The sequence below is a fragment of the Streptomyces massasporeus genome (genome assembly GCF_014648995.1).
Lineage (GTDB): Bacteria > Actinomycetota > Actinomycetes > Streptomycetales > Streptomycetaceae > Streptomyces > Streptomyces massasporeus.
In genome coordinates this window covers 162487-179839 of the sequence record NZ_BMSE01000014.1, presented here as the reverse complement: position 1 = coordinate 179839, position 17353 = coordinate 162487, and the positions used below count along the sequence as shown (strand labels likewise).

15 protein-coding genes are annotated in these 17353 nt (G+C 69.4%); 5 read left to right on the top strand and 10 right to left on the bottom strand.

Annotation, left to right across the window (positions count from 1 at the left end; translation table 11 throughout):
* Positions 1-72: 72 nt before the first annotated feature.
* Positions 73-528 carry an ATP-binding protein gene (locus IE153_RS27725; protein ID WP_438817938.1) on the top strand — a complete coding sequence of 152 codons (456 nt, stop codon included), beginning with the start codon at positions 73-75 and terminating at the stop codon, positions 526-528.
* A gap of 132 nt (positions 529-660) precedes the next feature.
* Here IE153_RS27725 and IE153_RS27720 read toward each other — a convergent pair whose 3' ends face one another.
* On the bottom strand, positions 661-1188 hold the full coding sequence (locus IE153_RS27720; protein ID WP_189592512.1) for a YbjN domain-containing protein: 528 nt from the start codon (positions 1186-1188) through the stop codon (positions 661-663).
* 165 nt (positions 1189-1353) lie between these two features.
* Between IE153_RS27720 and IE153_RS27715 the strand changes: the two genes are divergently transcribed.
* A complete protein-coding gene (locus IE153_RS27715; protein ID WP_189592511.1) occupies positions 1354-1842 on the top strand; it encodes a hypothetical protein in 489 nt (162 codons plus the stop codon).
* Positions 1843-1869: 27 nt separating this feature from the next.
* Here the strand turns inward: IE153_RS27715 and clpB are convergent, their stop codons facing one another.
* Positions 1870-4467, bottom strand: a complete 2598-nt coding sequence (gene clpB, locus IE153_RS27710; RefSeq protein WP_189592510.1) for an ATP-dependent chaperone ClpB — start codon at positions 4465-4467, stop codon at positions 1870-1872.
* Positions 4468-4570: 103 nt separating this feature from the next.
* Between clpB and IE153_RS27705 the strand changes: the two genes are divergently transcribed.
* Complete coding sequence (locus IE153_RS27705) at positions 4571-4987, top strand: pyridoxamine 5'-phosphate oxidase family protein (RefSeq protein WP_189592509.1); 417 nt, start codon at positions 4571-4573, stop codon at positions 4985-4987.
* A 167-nt stretch (positions 4988-5154) separates the two neighbouring features.
* Here IE153_RS27705 and IE153_RS27700 read toward each other — a convergent pair whose 3' ends face one another.
* The gene (locus tag IE153_RS27700) at positions 5155-5490 is read right to left on the bottom strand and encodes a Rieske (2Fe-2S) protein (protein WP_030846386.1); all 336 of its coding nucleotides are present in this window, start codon (positions 5488-5490) and stop codon (positions 5155-5157) included.
* Positions 5491-5794: 304 nt separating this feature from the next.
* Here IE153_RS27700 and IE153_RS27695 point away from each other — a divergent pair, with 304 nt between their 5' ends.
* Positions 5795-6805 carry a helix-turn-helix domain-containing protein gene (locus tag IE153_RS27695; protein WP_185012250.1) on the top strand — a complete coding sequence of 337 codons (1011 nt, stop codon included), beginning with the start codon at positions 5795-5797 and terminating at the stop codon, positions 6803-6805.
* On the opposite strand, the gene IE153_RS27690 is transcribed toward IE153_RS27695, so the two are convergent.
* From IE153_RS27690 to IE153_RS27660, 7 genes are all read right to left on the bottom strand, one after another.
* Entirely contained in the window at positions 6768-7805 is a 1038-nt protein-coding gene (locus tag IE153_RS27690; RefSeq protein ID WP_189592508.1) for a helix-turn-helix transcriptional regulator, read from the bottom strand. The genes IE153_RS27695 and IE153_RS27690 overlap by 38 nt on opposite strands.
* A 187-nt stretch (positions 7806-7992) precedes the next feature.
* Complete coding sequence (locus tag IE153_RS27685; protein WP_392657178.1) at positions 7993-9102, bottom strand: sugar ABC transporter substrate-binding protein; 1110 nt, start codon at positions 9100-9102, stop codon at positions 7993-7995.
* A 280-nt stretch (positions 9103-9382) separates the two neighbouring features.
* Entirely contained in the window at positions 9383-9835 is a 453-nt protein-coding gene (locus tag IE153_RS27680) for a heat shock protein transcriptional repressor HspR (RefSeq protein WP_062928190.1), read from the bottom strand.
* Positions 9836-9840: 5 nt separating this feature from the next.
* Complete coding sequence (gene dnaJ, locus IE153_RS27675) at positions 9841-11028, bottom strand: molecular chaperone DnaJ (protein WP_189592506.1); 1188 nt, start codon at positions 11026-11028, stop codon at positions 9841-9843.
* Between the two features lie 33 nt (positions 11029-11061).
* Entirely contained in the window at positions 11062-11718 is a 657-nt protein-coding gene (gene grpE, locus IE153_RS27670) for a nucleotide exchange factor GrpE (RefSeq protein WP_189592505.1), read from the bottom strand.
* Positions 11715-13574 carry a molecular chaperone DnaK gene (gene dnaK / locus IE153_RS27665; protein WP_189592504.1) on the bottom strand — a complete coding sequence of 620 codons (1860 nt, stop codon included), beginning with the start codon at positions 13572-13574 and terminating at the stop codon, positions 11715-11717. The genes grpE and dnaK overlap by 4 nt, the downstream gene beginning before the upstream one ends.
* Before the next feature lie 94 nt (positions 13575-13668).
* Positions 13669-14688, bottom strand: coding sequence for an MraY family glycosyltransferase (locus IE153_RS27660; RefSeq protein WP_189592503.1), 1020 nt, complete (start codon positions 14686-14688; stop codon positions 13669-13671).
* A gap of 242 nt (positions 14689-14930) precedes the next feature.
* On the opposite strand from IE153_RS27660, the gene IE153_RS27655 reads away from it, so the two are divergent.
* Entirely contained in the window at positions 14931-17255 is a 2325-nt protein-coding gene (locus tag IE153_RS27655) for a (Fe-S)-binding protein (protein ID WP_189592502.1), read from the top strand.
* Positions 17256-17353: the final 98 nt, after the last annotated feature.

Below are 17353 nucleotides of genomic sequence, written 5' to 3'. Positions count from 1 at the left end.
CTTGAGCACGGAACGTGATGACTCGTGTGCGCAGCGGAGCGCGTCGAGCCGACGGAAAGGGACGGACAGGCCGTGCTGACAGAAACCGCCACCCCGGGAGACATGCCGCAGCGTGAACTCCAGTCGCTCACGCTGCAGTTCCCCTCCACCCCGCGCGGTGCGCAGCTCGCCCGGCGTCACGCCGTCCGGTGGATGGGGGAACGGGGCCACCCGCCGGCGTCGGACGTTTCCTGCGGGGTCGCCCTCGTCGTCGGCGAACTCGCGGCGAACGCCGTACAGCACGGTCGGGTTCCCGGCCGGGAATTCGGTCTCCGGCTCGTCCTGGACCGGGCCGCGGGCGTGCTGCGTGTGGAGGTCGCGGACGCCGCCTCCGCGAAGCGGCTGCCCACGGCCGCGCCCTCGTCGTCTCCCGATGGCGAGTCCGGCCGGGGGCTGCTCCTGGTGGGCGTCCTGGCCGAGCGCTGGGGGTCGACGCCTCGCAGCCCGGTGGGCAAGACGGTATGGGCGGAGCTGCGTCTTGAGGTCTGATCCGCCCCCTCGGGGAGGGAGGGGAGGCAGCGGCGCCCGAGGGGAGGCAGCGGCGCCCGAAAAGGCGTACGGCGCGTACAGCGCGTACGTGCTCGTACGCGCCGACGCGCCGCTGCGGGGCCGGCTGAGGATCTACTCCTCGTCCTCGGGCTTCTCCGCTTCGTTGATCTCCTCTTCAATACCGAGCTGCTCGATGAGCCACTTGTCGAACTCGATCGCGGCGCGCACCCAGCTGACCGTCGAGGAGACGAAGTGCTCCAGGCTGACGCCCATGCCGATCAGCATCTGGGCCTCGCCGATGAGGCGGACCGTGCCGTCGTCGTGGGTGTGGCTGTAGACCTTGGGCCACAGGGTCCGGCGGTTCCAGTCGTCGATCGACTCCAGGATCTGCGGCTTGGCCTCGATCTCGTGGGGCCGGTCGTAGAACGTCCGCACGGAGAAGACCTGCTGGTCTCCCTCACCCCGGAACATGAAGTAGGTGCGGAACTGCTCCCACGGCGCCGCGAGGTCTCCCTCGTCGTCGACGACGTACTTGAGCTCCATCTGGTCGAGGAGCTGCTTCACGAGGTCCTGATCCGGGACGACGGGGCCGGCCGGGCCGCCGGGCTGCGGCTCGGGCTGGCCCCCGAAGTTCGGAATCGAGGACGGGTCGATGGTCACCGTGAATTTCCCTTCGTACGGATTCCGCCATCCTCCCCCATGCGGGGAGGGGGGTGGCAAGCCCCGACAGACCCTGTCAGCCCTGGGCTGACACGATCCGGTCAACTGCAACCTCCGGGTACCCACAGCCGTCCTCCTGAGCAGCCTTCGGAGGGGACGGTGCATATGCAGGCAGCGGAGCGAGGCCATACCCGGTGGGGGATCATCCTGCCGTTCCTGGCACTGCCGGTGGTGGTGCTCGGCGTCCTGATCATCGGCCTGTTCCTGTGGGCCTGGTCGGACGACGACGAGGCCCGCGGCGGCAAACGTACGGGCGCGGCGGCGACCGTCCCCTGCACCGAGGCCCTGGCCTTCGGCGCCGCCGAGCGCCCCGCGAACGCCCGCGCCCATGACTGCACCGTGCAGCGGGGCATCGACACGTCGTACTCGGCGGTGCTGCGGATGCCGCGCGAGGACGTCCGCGACTGGCTGCGCGAGACGTACCCGAACGGCCCCGAGCCGCGCACGGGCGGTGGCGCCTGCGGAGCGCTCTGCCTCGACGTGACCCACGAGAACGGCCTGCCCGGCACGGCGGAGGCGCATGTCGTCCAGGTGAGGGTGGAGTACGAGAACGCCGAGACCGCGCTGGTGCGGTTCTCGGCGTTCACGATGTGACGTCCTACGGCGTCCTGATGTGACGTCCTACAGCGTCTTCTCCGTCGCCGGGCCCACCAGCAGCCCGTCCTCGAAGCGGTCCACCCGGACCGTGTCGCCGTCCTTGATCTCGCCGGACAGGATCTCCTTGGCGAGCCGGTCGCCGATGGCGGACTGGACGAGCCGCCGCAGCGGCCGGGCCCCGTACGCCGGGTCCATGCCCTCCTCCGCGAGCCAGGCCAGGGCCTCGGGCGTGATGTCCAGGGTGAGGCGCCGCTCGGCGAGCCGCTTGGCCAGGCGGTCCAGCTGGAGCTTCGCGATGCGCTCCAGCTCGGGCTTGGTCAGCGCGGCGAAGACGACCAGGTCGTCCAGGCGGTTGAGGAACTCCGGCTTGAAGGAGGTCCGCACCACCTCCAGGACCTGCTCCTTCTTCTCCTGCTCGCTGGTGACCGGGTCGACCAGGTACTGGCTGCCCAGGTTCGACGTCAGCACGAGGATCGTGTTGCGGAAGTCGACCGTGCGCCCCTGCCCGTCGGTGAGCCGGCCGTCGTCCAGCACCTGGAGCAGGATGTCGAAGACCTCCGGGTGGGCCTTCTCCACCTCGTCCAGCAGGACGACGGAGTACGGGCGGCGGCGCACGGCCTCCGTGAGCTGGCCGCCCTCCTCGTAGCCGACATATCCGGGCGGCGCGCCGACCAGCCGGGCCACGCTGTGCTTCTCGCTGTACTCCGACATGTCGACGCGGACCATCGCCCGCTCGTCGTCGAAGAGGAAGTCGGCGAGGGCCTTGGCCAACTCGGTCTTGCCCACGCCCGTCGGGCCCAGGAAGAGGAAGGAGCCGGTGGGGCGGTCGGGGTCGGCGATGCCGGCGCGGGACCGGCGTACGGCGTCGGAGACCGCGCGCACGGCCTCGGTCTGGCCGATGAGCCGCTTGCCCAGCTCGTCCTCCATGCGCAGCAGCTTCTGCGTCTCGCCCTCCAGCAGGCGCCCGGCCGGGATGCCGGTCCAGGAGGCGACGACGTCGGCGATGTCGTCGGAGCCGACCTCCTCCTTGACCATGGTGTCCTTCGCGACCTCCTCCTCGGCCTCGGAGGCGGCCTCCAACTCCTTCTCCAGGGCGGGGATCTCGCCGTAGAGGAGCTTGGAGGCGGTGTCGAAGTCGCCGTCGCGCTGGGCGCGTTCGGCCTGGCCGCGGATCTCGTCGAGGCGTTCCTTCAGTTCACCGACGCGGTTGAGGGACTGCTTCTCCTTCTCCCAGCGGGCGGTGAGGCCGCGCAGTTCCTCCTCCTTGTCGGCGAGGTCGCGGCGCAGCTTCTCCAGGCGCTCGCGGGAGGCGGCGTCGGTCTCCTTGCCGATCGCCAGCTCCTCCATCTTCAACCGGTCGACGGCGCGCTGGAGTTCGTCGATCTCGACGGGCGAGGAGTCGATCTCCATGCGGAGCCGGGAGGCCGCCTCGTCGACGAGGTCGATGGCCTTGTCGGGCAGGAAGCGGGAGGTGATGTACCGGTCGGAGAGCGACGCGGCGGCGACGAGCGCGCTGTCGGCGATCTGGACCTTGTGGTGGGCCTCGTAGCGGCCCTTGAGCCCGCGAAGGATCGCGATCGAATCCTCGACGGTCGGCTCGGCGACCAGCACCTGCTGGAAGCGCCGCTCCAGGGCGGGGTCCTTCTCGATGCGCTCGCGGTACTCGTCGAGGGTCGTGGCACCGACCATGCGCAGCTCGCCGCGGGCGAGCATGGGCTTCAGCATGTTCCCGGCGTCCATGGCGGAGTCGCCGCCCGCGCCGGCCCCGACGACGGTGTGCAGCTCGTCGATGAAGGTGATGATCTGCCCGTCGGAGTCCTTGATCTCGGCGAGGACGGTCTTCAGCCGCTCCTCGAACTCGCCCCGGTACTTGGCGCCCGCGACCATCGCGCCCAGGTCGAGCGCGACGAGCCGCTTGTCCTTCAGCGACTCGGGCACGTCGCCCTTCACGATCCGCTGCGCGAGTCCCTCGACGACGGCGGTCTTGCCGACGCCGGGCTCGCCGATCAGCACGGGGTTGTTCTTGGTCCGGCGGGACAGCACCTGCACGACGCGCCGGATCTCCTGGTCCCGCCCGATGACGGGGTCGAGCCTGCCCTCCCGCGCGGCGGCGGTGAAGTCGGTCCCGAACTTCTCCAGGGCCTTGTACTGCCCTTCGGGGTCGGCCGTGGTCACGCGTCGTTGCCCTCGCGTCTTCTGGAAAGCGGCCTGGAGCTTCTTGGCGTCGGCACCCTGCCGGGACAGCACCTCGCCGGCCGCGCCGCCCTTCGCGGCGAGGGCGATGAGGAGGTGCTCGGTGGAGAGGTAGTCGTCGCCCAGGTCCTTGGCGCGGGCCTGCGCGTCGGCGACGACGGCGAGCATCTCGCGGTTGGGCTGGGGCGGCGCGACGGTCGACCCGGTCACGCTCGGCAGCCCGGCGAGCACGCGCTCGGCTCCGGAGCGTACGGCGGCCTGGTCGGCGTCGACCGCGGCGAGCAGGTCGGTGATGTTCTCGTTGTCCTGTCCCTGGAGCAGCGCGAGCAGCAGATGGGCAGGGGTGAGGTCGGCGTGTCCCTCGGTCACGGCCCGGTTGCTGGCAGCGTTGATCGCGTCCCGGCTCCGGTTGGTCAGCTCGGCGTCCACGTTCGCGTTCTCCTCCTTGCACTGACCCGAACGGCTTGCACAAAGTTGAGTCTAGTGCACTCAAGGACGGTTCCGGGAGTCTCGGGGGTCTAAGTTCCGGGGCATGGCGACCAAGTACTCCGTGGACCCCGGCGCTCCGGACCCGTCGTATCTCGACTTCTGGCGGGAGCGGCACCTGTGCACCCTGACGACTCCCCGCCCGGACGGCACTCCGCATCTGGTACCCGTCGGGGTCACATACGATCCCGAGGCCCGTCTGGCTCGGGTGATCACGAACCGGGCGAGCGCGAAGGTCCGGTACGTGCGGGCCGCCGGCGAGGAGGGGGCGCCCGTCGCCGTCTGCCAGCTGGAGGGGCGCCGCTGGGCGACGCTGGAGGGCCGGGCCTTCGTCCACGAGGAGCGGGACCGGGTCGCCGAGGCGGAGCGGCGCTACGCGGAGCGCTACGGCAGGACGCCCTCGCCGAATCCGGCGCGCGTGGTGATCGAGATCCACCTGACGCGAGCGATGGGGCGAGGTTGAGCGAAGTGAATATCCACACCGGTGATCGACTGGATCCGGCCACCACGGGAGGGGGCCGATACCCGGAAATGTCCCCGAAAACTGCAGCGGCGTCACCGTGTTCAGGTCACGGTGACGCCGCTGCGGGGGGAAGCACCTGAGCGATCTGTTACGACGGGGGAATCGCGTCAGGCACTGCGGGGGGTGGCAGAGATGGTCCTCGGGGCAGGAGAGTCGGCCTCCACCTGCTGGTGGTCCCGTTGGTCCAGGTTCACAAAGATCATTCCGTACCGTACGGCACATCGCACTGGCTGCGGCGCCCCCCGAGGCCGCCGCAGACACCGGTACGCCCGTACGTCCTCGTCGTCGTCCCGCGTCACGACCACCGGCTCGCCGAAAACAGTCACCATCAACGAGTCACCGCTGTGGGGGATGGCGGTGACCAGGTCGATGAAGTGCCAGCCGGAGCGGTAGGCGGTGGCCATTTCACGACGGAAGGAGCGGTCGTCGGGTGGAGTGGTCACGGTCAGCTCCCGGCTCCGTCTGCCCCAGGGCTCGGCCAACTGCTGTTGTCCGCGGCACCGGCACTGTTCACGGCAACGGACGGCCAGCTGCTGTTCGCCCGAACATCGTCCTTCACATCGGAGAAGCCACTCAGCACACCGAGGGCTACAACGGCGGAGAAGGCGGCGACAAGCACCGAGCGAAGCATTCTGTTACGCATAGTCGGCTTCGTCCTCACTTGAAGGTCCCCTTTTCCCCCGTCAGGTACGACGATGGCTCATTCGGGCACGTCATGGCCACACAATCGATGCATCATGTTCCTGCATGTTCAGGACCCTGGGGGGTGGAAATTTGGCATCGAATCGGACTAAGACGGCACATCCCCACGCGATGACCGAGTGGTGCGATGAGGGTAGCCGTCTTTATGCCACCGCTCTGCGTGCCGGACGGATCGCCCGCGTGGATGCGGAGCCCGCCCCGTGCCTGATGGAGTTCGCCCTGCTCCACCCCGATCCGGACGACCCCACCTGGCTCCGTCCGGTGCCCCCGGCGGTCGCCCTGTCCCGGCAGCTCAACCCGCTGGAGCAGGAGATAGCCGATCGCCGGCGCCTGGCGACGGGACTCGCGGAGACCTTTCAGCCGTTCCTCGCACTGGGTACCCAGCTGGCGGCGACCAGTGACGCCATCACTGTGCTGGAAGGCGGCGAACGAATCAACGCCGCGCTCAACATGGCCACCGTCCAGTGTCAGACGGAGATGCTCACCGTCCAGCCGAGCGACCGGATGTCCGAGCGCAGCCTGCTGCGCGGGCTGGAGCGCGACCGGCCCTTGATCGAACGCGGTGTGAGGATCCGCACCCTCTACCAGCACACCGCCCACTACAACCCCGAGCAGCTGGCGTACGCGGCCCAGCTCTCCGACGGCAAGGCTGAATACCGCACCATCGACGAGCTGGTCGAGCGCCTGATCATCTGTGACGAGTCCGTCGCCTTCATCCCCGCCCGGGACGACCAGCAGGTCGCCCTGGAGCTGCGTCACCCCGGCCTGGTCCGCTACCTCATCAAGCTGTTCGAGTATTTGTGGGACCGGTCGGTCCCGCTCAGCACCGGTACACCGTACGGGACCGCCCGCGACGGCATCACGGAGATTCAGCACTCCATCGCCAAGCTCCTGATCGAGGGCCATGTCGACGAGGCCATCGCCCGCCGACTCGGCATGAACGTGCGCACCTGCCGGGCCCATATCGCCAAGCTGGCATCGGCCCTGGGCAGCGGGAGCCGTGCCCAACTGGGCTATCTCATCGCGCAGTCCGGGATTCTTGACCAGGAACGCTGACGGACGTCGTGGCGTGCTGAGGCCCGTCCAGGCCCGCCTGGGCGATGCGTACGCCCAGTTGTGTGCGGCTCGCCGCGCCCAGTGTTTCCGACAGCCGGGCGATGTGCGCCCGGCACGTCCGCACGCTGATCCCCAGCCGCTCCGCGATCACCGCGTCCTGGTGCCCCTCCGCCAGCAGCGCGGCGATGGACTGCTCCCGGTGGGAGATGCCCTCGATGCCCGTGTCGGGGAGCGGGGCCGTGAGGGGGATGGCGAGGCGCCACAGGCGTTCGAAGACCGTGACGAGGTATTCGACGATCGCGGGGTGCCGGAGCTCCAGGGCCATCGTGCGGTCGGAGTTGGCGGGGATGAAGGCGACCGTGCGGTCGAAGAGGATCAGCCGGTCGATCACCTCGTCCAGCGTGCGCGCCTCCACCGCGTCGCCCATCAGCTCCAGGTAGGTCAGCAACCCCTGCCCGTGCCGGGCGACATGGGTGTACAGGTCCCGCATCCGCACGCCCCGGCCGCGCAGCGCCAGCGCCCGGTGCAGCCCCTCGGAGAGCTCCGCCTCGCGGCGGATGCCGCCGGGCTGGACCGTGAGCACCTCGGTGGTGCACGCCTGGGTCGCCTCGTCCATCGCGGCCTGGATCCGGGCGAGTCCGTCCAGGACCCGGATCGCCGGGCCCTCCGCCCCCGACGCGGCCGGCCGCACCTGGCGGCCCAGACCGGCGTACCACTCGACGGCCGCGACGGCCGAGCCCACCCGCCGCTGGCTCGCGCTGACCTCGTCGTGCATCCCGCGCAGCAGCCGGGTCATGACCTCCTGCGGGGAGGTCGGCACCAGCCAGTCCATGTCATCGGGGTCCGGGTGCAGCAGGGCGAGTTCCAGCAGACAGGGCACCGGTTCCGCGTCCCGGCGCGGCACCCGGCCGCGCCGTACGGCCCGGGAATACACGCGATCCCCGACCTCGCACAGTCGGTCGGCACCATGGGGATGCTCATCCGCCCCGTGCCCGGCCATCGCCCATCCCACCCCCGGTTTCGCCGTCCTGCCGCAGCGCAACTATGCGCGGACGGGACGTGCTCCGCAACACGGCTCCCCGCGCGACGAGCACCGGAAACCACCGGTACACACCGGTATTTCCGAGCCTCGGCCCGTCACGTCATGACAGCCGGCCGGGGGTGGGTGAACCCGGCTCGGGGTGCGGCTACTTCAGACCGGCGGCCTGGCACGCCGCCTTGTACTCGGCCGTGCAGATGTCCGACAGCTTGTAGATGTCGTCCGCGACCACCGTGTCCTTGATGTTCTCCTTGGTGAGCGCGACCACGGGCACGAGCTGCGCCGGGATGCCCTTGTCCGTGGGGCTGTCGACCTTGTCGCGGGTGAGGGCGGCGAACTGGATGTCGCGGCCCTGGACCTTGGCGACGGCCATCTCCGCGGCGTTCTCCGCCTCCTGCGGGTAGGACTTGTACACGCTCATGTACTGCTCGCCGCTGAGGATCCGCTGCACGGCGGGGAGCTCCGCGTCCTGCCCGGTGATCGGGGGCAGGTCGGACACGCCCGCGGCCTCCAGCGCCTTGACGATGCCGCCGGCCATGCCGTCGTTGGCGGAGTACACCGCCGCGATGTTGCCCTTGCCGATCTTCCGGATCGCGTCGGCCATGTTGGCCTCGGCGTTCTCCGGCTTCCAGTCCTTGGTGTCGAAGGACTCGGCGATCGTCACCTTGCCGTTCAGCTCGGACATCGCGCCCGCCTTGAACTGCTTGGCGTTCGGGTCCGTCGACGAGCCGTTCATCATGACGATCTTGTCGGAGAGGCTCGCCTTCTCGCCGATGGCCTCCAGCAGGGTGCGGCCCTGGACCTCGCCGACCAGCTCGTTGTCGAAGGAGATGTACGCGTCGATCGGGCCCTCGGCCAGCCGGTCGTAGGCGATGACCGGGATGCCGGCCTCCTTGGCCTTCTTCACGCCGCTCGCGATGGCCTGCGCGTCGACGGCGTCCAGCAGGATCACGTCGACCCGGTCGTCGATCATCTGCTGCAGCTGGCCCGCCTGCTTGTCCGCGCTCGCCTCGGCGTTGGCGTACTCGACGCGGCCCTTGTCGTTGGTGAGCGACTCGACCTTCTGCTTGATGATCGGGTAGTCGAAGTTCTCGTACCGCGTGTTCGCCTTCTCCGGCAGCAGCAGGCCCACCGTGATGTCGTTGCCCTTCGCCGGGCTCGCGTCGTCACTGCTCCCCGTCGCGTTGAGCATGCCGCAGCCGGCGAGCGTGACGGACATCGTGGCGGCTGCCACGGATATGGAGATGCGACGACGCATGCGGGAGCTCACTTCGCGTGTGATTCGGACGTGGGCACCTCTTTTGGGACCCATGTGACTGAAAAGCCAACGCGGATGCGCCCCCAGCGTCAAGCGGAACCACTTAACGAGATGACAACACCACGCTCCGCAGTAGTTGTGAAGACTCTGCGGAATCACCTTCAAGTGCCGCGCACGCCCCAGTCATCCACGGGAGACCGGGTGAGACCGGGTGAAACCCCACCAAGGCACACGAAAGGGCCGGGAGTGAACTCCCGGCCCTCTCATGTGCGAATGCGCGTCAGTCGGACTGCTGCTGCCGCTTCGGCCGCCACACCACCAGCGCGCTGGTCTGCTGCACCTCCTGGTACGGCACCAGGTCGCGGCGGTACGACGCGTGCACCGCGGCCTCGCGCTGGCGCATCGCCGCCGCCGCTCCGTCGAGCGCGTCCTGCATCTCGGCCAGCCGGGCCTGGAGCGCGGCGACCTGGTTCTCCAGTTCGATGATGCGCTTGATACCGGCCAGGTTGATGCCCTCGTCCTGCGACAACTGCTGGACGGTGCGCAGCAGTTCGATGTCGCGGGCCGAGTAGCGCCGGCCCCGGCCCGCCGTGCGGTCCGGGGAGACCAGACCCAGCCGGTCGTACTGGCGCAGGGTCTGGGGGTGCAGGCCGGACAGCTGGGCCGCCACCGAGATGACGTAGACCGGGGTCTCCTCGGTCAGTTCATACGGATTGCGCCGACGACCGTCCATCTGACTCATGCTCCCTTCGCGGCCTGGAACAGATCCGCCCGCGGATCCTCACCCGCGGTCGCCTCGCGGTACGCCTCGAGTGCGTCACGAGCCTTCCCCGTCAGGTCCTTCGGAACACTCACCTCCACGGTGACCAGAAGGTCGCCGCGGGTGCCGTCCTTGCGGACCGCGCCCTTGCCCCGGGCGCGCATGGTGCGCCCGTTGGGCGTGCCCGGAGGCAGCTTCAGCGTGACGGGCGAGCCGCCCAGGGTGGGTACCCGCACCTCGCCGCCGAGGGCCGCCTCGGTGAAGGTCACCGGGACGGTGACCGTGAGGTTGTCCTCCTTGCGGCCGAACACCGGGTGGGCGTCGACGTGCACGACCACGTAGAGGTCGCCCGCCGGCCCGCCGCGCTCGCCCGGCGCTCCCTTGCCGCGCAGCCGGATCCGCTGGCCGTCGCTGACGCCCGCGGGGATGCGCACCTGCATGGTCCGCGAGGACTTGGCCCGGCCGCTGCCCTTGCAGACCTCGCAGGCGTTCTCCGCGATCAGGCCGCGGCCCTTGCAGTCGGGGCAGGGGTCGGTGAGGGAGAAGCCGCCGCCGCTGCCCCGGGCGACCTGCCCGGTGCCGACGCAGGTCGGGCACACGCGCGGCGTGCCGTTCTTGTCGCCGGTGCCCGAACAGGCCTTGCAGGGAGACTGCGACGACATCCGCAGCGGGACGGTCGCGCCCTCGATCGCCTCGGTGAAGCTGAGCGTGACCTCGGACTCGATGTCCTGGCCGCGCCGGGGGTGCGTACGCGTCCCCGGCCCGCCCGCGCCACCGCGGTTGAACAGGCCCCCGAAAACGTCACCGAGTCCGCCGCCGAAGCCGCCGGCTCCCTGGCCGCCGCCCTGGGCGCCGCCTCCGAAGAGGTCGCCCAGGTCGAAGTTGAAGGAGCCGCCCGCGCCGCCCGGCCCCGGGCGGAAGCCGCCGTTGCCGAAGAGGGCGCGCGCGTCGTCGTACTCCTTGCGCTTCTTGGGGTCGCCGAGGATGTCGTTGGCCTCGGAGATCTCCTTGAAGCGCTCCTCCGCCTTGACGTTGCCGGTGTTGGCGTCCGGGTGGAACTCGCGGGCGAGCTTCCGGTACGCCTTCTTGATCTCGGCCTCGGTGGCGTCCTTGGGGACGCCGAGGACCTTGTAGTAGTCCTTCTCGATGAAGTCCTTGGTGCTCATCCTCGACGCCCCTCCTTCCCTTCGTTGATGACGTCAGCCCTCGTCCGGGCCACCGCTCTCCTTGTCGTCGGCGTCGGCGGACTCGTCCGCCTTGACCGTCTGCGCCCCCGGCTGGGGTTCGGCCACCGCCACCCGCGCGGGGCGGATGGTGCGCTCGCCGATCCGGTACCCGGGCTGCAGGATCGCGACGCACGTCGTCTCGGTGACGTCCGGTGCGTAGCTGTGCATCAGGGCTTCGTGGATCGTCGGGTCGAAGGGCTCGCCCTCCTTGCCGAACTGCTGCAGGCCCATCTTCGCCGCGGTGCTCTCCAGCGACTCGGCGACGGACTTGAAGCCGCCGACCAGTTCGCCGTGTTCGCGTGCGCGGCCGATGTCGTCGAGCACGGGCAGGAGCTCGGTCAGGAGGTTCGCGATGGCGATCTCCTTGACCGCGATCCGGTCGCGCTCGACCCGGCGGCGGTAGTTCTGGAACTCGGCCTGGAGGCGCTGGAGGTCCGCCGTGCGCTCGGAGAGCGCCGTGCGGGCCTGGTCCAGCTGGGCCACCAGAGCCACGTCCTGGCCCGTGTCCCCGGCCGGGGCCGCCTCCTCCTCCGCGGAGGAGGAGGCGGCCTTCGGCTCGGCGTCGTCGGAGGTGGCGCCGGAAGGGACGTCGGGCTGCTGCTCGTCGAAGCCCGGGGTCTCCTCCGTCACGCGGCACCGTCCTTCCGGTCCTCGTCGACGATCTCGGCGTCGACGACGTCGTCGTCAGCGGCCTTGGCACCACCGGCGGCCGCGCCCGCGTCACCGGCGGGACCACCGGCCGCCTGGGCCGCATTGGCGTCCGCGTACATGGCCTGGCCCAGCTTCTGCGAGACGGCCGCGACCTTCTCGGTGGCGGTGCGGATCTCGGCGGAGTCCTCGCCCTTGAGCTTCTCCTTCAGCTCGGCGACGGCCTCCTCGACCTCGGTCTTGATCTCGCCCGGGACCTTGTCCTCGTTGTCCTTGAGGAACTTCTCGGTCTGGTAGACGAGCTGCTCGCCCTGGTTGCGGGACTCGGCGGCCTCGCGGCGCTTGTGGTCCTCCTCCGCGTACTGCTCGGCCTCCTGGCGCATGCGGTCGACCTCGTCCTTCGGCAGCGAGGAGCCGCCGGTGACGGTCATCTTCTGCTCCTTGCCGGTGCCGAGGTCCTTCGCCGTGACGTGCATGATGCCGTTGGCGTCGATGTCGAAGGACACCTCGATCTGCGGGACGCCGCGGGGCGCCGGGGGCAGACCGGTCAGCTCGAACATCCCGAGCTTCTTGTTGTACGCCGCGATCTCGCGCTCGCCCTGGTAGACCTGGATCTGCACGGAGGGCTGGTTGTCCTCGGCGGTGGTGAAGATCTCGGACCGCTTGGTCGGGATCGTCGTGTTCCGCTCGATGAGCTTGGTCATGATGCCGCCCTTGGTCTCGATACCGAGGGACAGCGGGGTGACGTCGAGGAGCAGGACGTCCTTGACCTCGCCCTTGAGGACACCGGCCTGCAGGGCGGCGCCGATGGCGACGACCTCGTCCGGGTTGACGCCCTTGTTGGCGTCCTTGCCGCCGGTCAGCTCCTTGACGAGCTCGGCGACGGCGGGCATACGGGTGGAGCCGCCGACCAGGACGACGTGGTCGATCTCGCTGATGGAGATGCCGGCGTCCTTGATGACGTTGTGGAACGGCGTCTTGCAGCGCTCCAGGAGGTCCGCGGTCAGCTGCTGGAACTGGGCGCGGGTGAGCTTCTCGTCGAGGTGCAGGGGGCCCTCGGCGGAGGCGGTGATGTAGGGCAGGTTGATCGAGGTCTCGGTGGACGAGGACAGCTCGATCTTCGCCTTCTCGGCGGCCTCGCGCAGACGCTGCAGGGCCATCTTGTCCTTGCCCAGGTCCACGCCGTGGCCGGACTGGAACTGCTGGACCAGGTAGTCGACGACGCGCTGGTCCCAGTCGTCACCACCGAGGTGGTTGTCACCGTTGGTGGCCTTCACCTCGACGACGCCGTCGCCGATCTCCAGCAGCGAGACGTCGAACGTACCGCCACCGAGGTCGAAGACCAGGATGGTCTGGTCGTCCTTGTCGAGGCCGTACGCCAGGGCGGCCGCGGTGGGCTCGTTGACGATGCGCAGCACGTTCAGACCGGCGATCTCGCCGGCCTCCTTCGTGGCCTGACGCTCGGAGTCGTTGAAGTACGCCGGGACGGTGATGACCGCGTCGGTCACCTTCTCGCCCAGGTAGGACTCGGCGTCACGCTTGAGCTTCTGGAGCACGAAGGCGCTGATCTGCTGCGGGTTGAAAGGCTTCCCGTCGAGCTCGATCTTCCAGTCCGTGCCCATGTGACGCTTCACGGAGCGGATGGTCCGGTCCACGTTCGTGACCGCCTGGCGCTTGGCCACCTCTCCGACGAGCACCTCACCGTTCTTGGCGAAGGCGACGACGGACGGCGTGGTCCTGGCGCCCTCGGCGTTGGTGATGACGGTGGGCTCGCCGCCCTCCAGAACGCTGACGACGGAGTTAGTCGTGCCCAGGTCGATGCCGACCGCACGTGCCATGGTTGATTCCTCCAGCTGACTTGAGTGGAACGGACTCAAGTGTGCACGACGGCCCCCAACCGGTCAACAGAGCTGAGTCGGGCAGGCTCAACTCTTATCCGTTCCTTACACGCAATGGGGCTCCGACCTGCGGAGATACGCTGCGTCGGGGGACGTGTACAGGGACACGCGAGAGGGTGAACACCACGACGAGGACCCCTCCCACCACCCACCACAGGGCGCCGGCCCCGATGTGGCCCACGTGCGCGAGTACCCCGACGAGCATCCCGGACAACGCCCCCATTCCCAGCAGCAGACTCGCACCCGGCGCGGTCAGCCCGAGCCGCCGCAGCCGGTGCGCCAGATGGTCGGGCCCGCCGCGCCCCACGACCCGCCCGGCCAACCGCCGCACCCCCAGCACGAGTACGGCATCGGCGGCCACCACCGCGGTCAGCGCGAACAGGACCCCCGCGCTCTCCACGACGCCGGACCCGGCCCGCGCGTACACGGCCCCCACGGCGATCACGAACCCCGCGGACATGGACCCGCAGCCGCCCAGCGCCACGCGCGCGGGGTGCCAGTTGTGCAGCAGGAACCCGGTCAGCGCGGCGGCCAGCACGCTCATCAGCCCCGCGATCCCGTCCATCACCTCGACGGCCGCACAGGCCGCCACCCCGAAGGCCGCGACGACCCCGATCGTGCCCGCCAGCCCGTCGGCGTGGTCGAGCCCCCGGAACCCGGACACCACCGCCACGATCCACACGACCGCCAGCAGCCCGGTCCCCACCCCCGTCTCCCCGTACGGCACGACACACGCGGCCGCCACGGCCGTACCGGCGGCGAGCACCCGCCGCCGCAGCCGCAACACGTCACCGGCGAGCCCGAGCAGGGCGACGGCGCCCGCGGCGACGAGCACCCCGCGCGCCCCGTCGGCGGGCGGCGTGACCCCCAGCCATTCCCCGGCCCCGACGACCAGGCCCGTGACGAGCACGACGGCCACACCCCCGGACAGCGGTACGTCCCGCTGCCGCCGCCGCTCGACCAGTCGCAGCCGTAGCGCGGGGGTTCGCAGGGCGGCGGCGAGCAGGGCGGTGAGAAGTAGGGCGGTGGCGGCGGCGGTGATCCCGTAGAGCACGGATATAAGGTAGGCGGGATTATGACATTTCGGTATGAATAACACGACTGGATCGCGACCGGATCCGGTCCGTTTCTGAGGCAACCCTCAGCGATTCAGATCACTGCCCACCCGGCTACAGTGCGGCGGAGGATGAGGGTAGTCTCAGACGGACTGCATAAGTTACCGCTTAGTAATCTCGGGGAAGCCTGAAGAACGACAGGTCCCCCTGACAAAACCCCTCGCAGGCCCGAGGAGCCCCCATGCAACTCGCCGCGATCATCGTGTCGCTGGTTCTGACCGTGGTCGGCGTCGCGCTGCTCGCACGCGCGATCGGCCAGTTCGTCCGGTACTTCAAGCTGGGCCAGCCGGTCCCGGCCGGCACCCGGACCGACAACCCCTACCAGCGCAGCGTGACCCTGGTGAAGGAGTTCCTCGGCCACACGCGCATGAACCGGTGGGGCATCGTCGGTGTCGCCCACTGGTTCGTCGCCGTCGGCTTCCTGACGCTCCCGCCGACCCTCGCCCAGGCCTTCGGCCAGCTGTTCAAGGCCGACTGGGTGCTGCCGGTCGTCGGTGAGTTCCTGCCGTTCGAGCTGTACATCGAGTTCATCGGCGTGATGACGATCCTGGGCATCGCGGTGCTCATCGCGATCCGCCTGCTGAACCTGCCGAGCCGCCCGGGCCGCAAGTCCCGCTTCGCCGGCTCCAAGGCCGGCCAGGCGTACTTCGTCGAGTACGTCATCCTCACCATCGGCCTCGCGATCTACGTCCTGCGGGGTCTGGAGGGCGCGCTCCACCACGTCGACCACTACGAGGCGTCGTACTTCGCGTCGTACCCGCTGGTGCTCGCGTTCAAGGGGCTGAGCGTCACGGCGCTGCAGAACCTCGTCTACTTCGTCGCGATGATCAAGATCGGCACCTCGTTCATCTGGATGATCGTGGTGTCGCTCAACACCAACATGGGTGTCGCCTGGCACCGCTTCCTCGCCTTCCCGAACATCTGGTTCAAGCGCGAGGCGAGCGGCGGCACGGCCCTCGGCGCGCTCCAGCCGATGACCTCGGGCGGCAAGCCGATCGACTTCACCGACCCCGGTGACGACGACGTCTTCGGCGTCTCCCAGGTCGAGCAGTACTCCTGGAAGGGCCTGCTGGACTTCTCCACCTGCACCGAGTGCGGCCGCTGCCAGTCGCAGTGCCCCGCCTGGAACACGGGCAAGCCCCTCTCCCCCAAGCTGTTGATCATGTCCCTGCGGGACCACGCGCACGCCAAGGCGCCGTACCTGCTGGCCGGCGGCGGCAAGACGATGGAGGGCGAGGAGAAGGCGTCCAAGGAGCAGCTGAAGGACGTGCCCGCCGCAGCCCTCGCGGAGGCCGAGCGCCCGCTGGTCGGCACCGCCGAGGAGAACGGCGTCATCGACCCGGACGTCCTGTGGTCCTGCACCACCTGCGGCGCCTGTGTCGAGCAGTGCCCGGTCGACATCGAGCACGTCGACCACATCGTCGACATGCGCCGCTACCAGGTGATGATCGAGTCCGCGTTCCCGTCCGAGGCGGGCACGATGCTCAAGAACCTGGAGAAGAAGGGCAACCCCTGGGGCCTGGCGAAGAAGCAGCGCCTGGAGTGGCTCAAGGAGGTCGACTTCGAGGTCCCGGTCGTCGGCAAGGACATCGAGGACCTGTCCGAGGTCGAGTACCTCTACTGGGTCGGCTGCGCCGGCGCCCTGGAGGACCGCGCCAAGAAGACCACGAAGGCCTTCGCCGAGCTGCTGCACATCGCGGGCGTCAAGTTCGCGATCATGGGCGGCGACGAGAAGTGCACCGGTGACTCCGCCCGGCGTCTCGGCAACGAGCCCCTGTTCCAGGAGCTCGGCATGGAGAACGTCATGGCGCTGAACATGGCGTTCGGCGAGGAGATGGACGACGAGGGCAAGGTCGTCGCCGAGTCGGCGAAGCCCAAGTCGGCCAAGAAGATCGTCGCCACCTGCCCGCACTGCCTCAACACGCTCGGCAACGAGTACCCGCAGCTCGGCGGCGACTACGAGGTCATCCACCACACGCAGCTGCTCCAGCACCTCGTCGACGAGGGCAAGCTGATCCCGGTCACGCCGGTCGAGGGCATCATCACGTACCACGACCCGTGCTACCTGGGCCGCCACAACAAGATCTACACGCCGCCGCGCGAGATCATCGCCGCCGTCCCCGGTGTCCGCAACGAGGAGATGCACCGCCACAAGGAGCGCGGCTTCTGCTGCGGCGCCGGTGGTGCGCGGATGTGGATGGAGGAGCGGATCGGCAAGCGCATCAACAACGAGCGCGTCGACGAGGCCCTGTCGGTCAACCCCGACATCGTCTCGACGGCCTGCCCGTTCTGCCTGGTCATGCTCACCGACTCCGTCAACGGCAAGAAGAACGACGGCAAGGCGAAGGAGTCCATCCAGGTCGTGGACGTCGCCCAGCTGCTGCTGGACTCGGTGAAGACGCCGGTCCAGGCGGAGGACACCGACGACGACGGCGACGACGACGGCGAGCCTCCGGCCGGTACGGCGGACTCTCCGAGCGCGCCGGAGCCGGAGCCGGTGAAGTAGCCGGTACCCACGGGTTGTTCTCGACGCCCCCTGTCCGAGTCATCGGGCGGGGGGCGTCGGTGTTTCTACGGCCGAGCCACGTGACACGGGCATCCGCA

What these genes read in the sequence shown, in the direction of transcription:
- IE153_RS27685 (WP_392657178.1), bottom strand. Translation starts at nt 9,102, where the DNA reads ATGCGTCGTCGCATCTCCATATCCGTGGCAGCCGCCACGATGTCCGTC.
- IE153_RS27695 (WP_185012250.1), top strand. Translation starts at nt 5,795, where the DNA reads ATGTTCAGGACCCTGGGGGGTGGAAATTTGGCATCGAATCGGACTAAG.
- IE153_RS27690 (WP_189592508.1), bottom strand. Translation starts at nt 7,805, where the DNA reads ATGGCCGGGCACGGGGCGGATGAGCATCCCCATGGTGCCGACCGACTG.
- IE153_RS27655 (WP_189592502.1), top strand. Translation starts at nt 14,931, where the DNA reads ATGCAACTCGCCGCGATCATCGTGTCGCTGGTTCTGACCGTGGTCGGC.
- dnaK (WP_189592504.1), bottom strand. Translation starts at nt 13,574, where the DNA reads ATGGCACGTGCGGTCGGCATCGACCTGGGCACGACTAACTCCGTCGTC.
- dnaJ (WP_189592506.1), bottom strand. Translation starts at nt 11,028, where the DNA reads ATGAGCACCAAGGACTTCATCGAGAAGGACTACTACAAGGTCCTCGGC.
- IE153_RS27715 (WP_189592511.1), top strand. Translation starts at nt 1,354, where the DNA reads ATGCAGGCAGCGGAGCGAGGCCATACCCGGTGGGGGATCATCCTGCCG.
- IE153_RS27680 (WP_062928190.1), bottom strand. Translation starts at nt 9,835, where the DNA reads ATGGACGGTCGTCGGCGCAATCCGTATGAACTGACCGAGGAGACCCCG.
- IE153_RS27705 (WP_189592509.1), top strand. Translation starts at nt 4,571, where the DNA reads ATGGCGACCAAGTACTCCGTGGACCCCGGCGCTCCGGACCCGTCGTAT.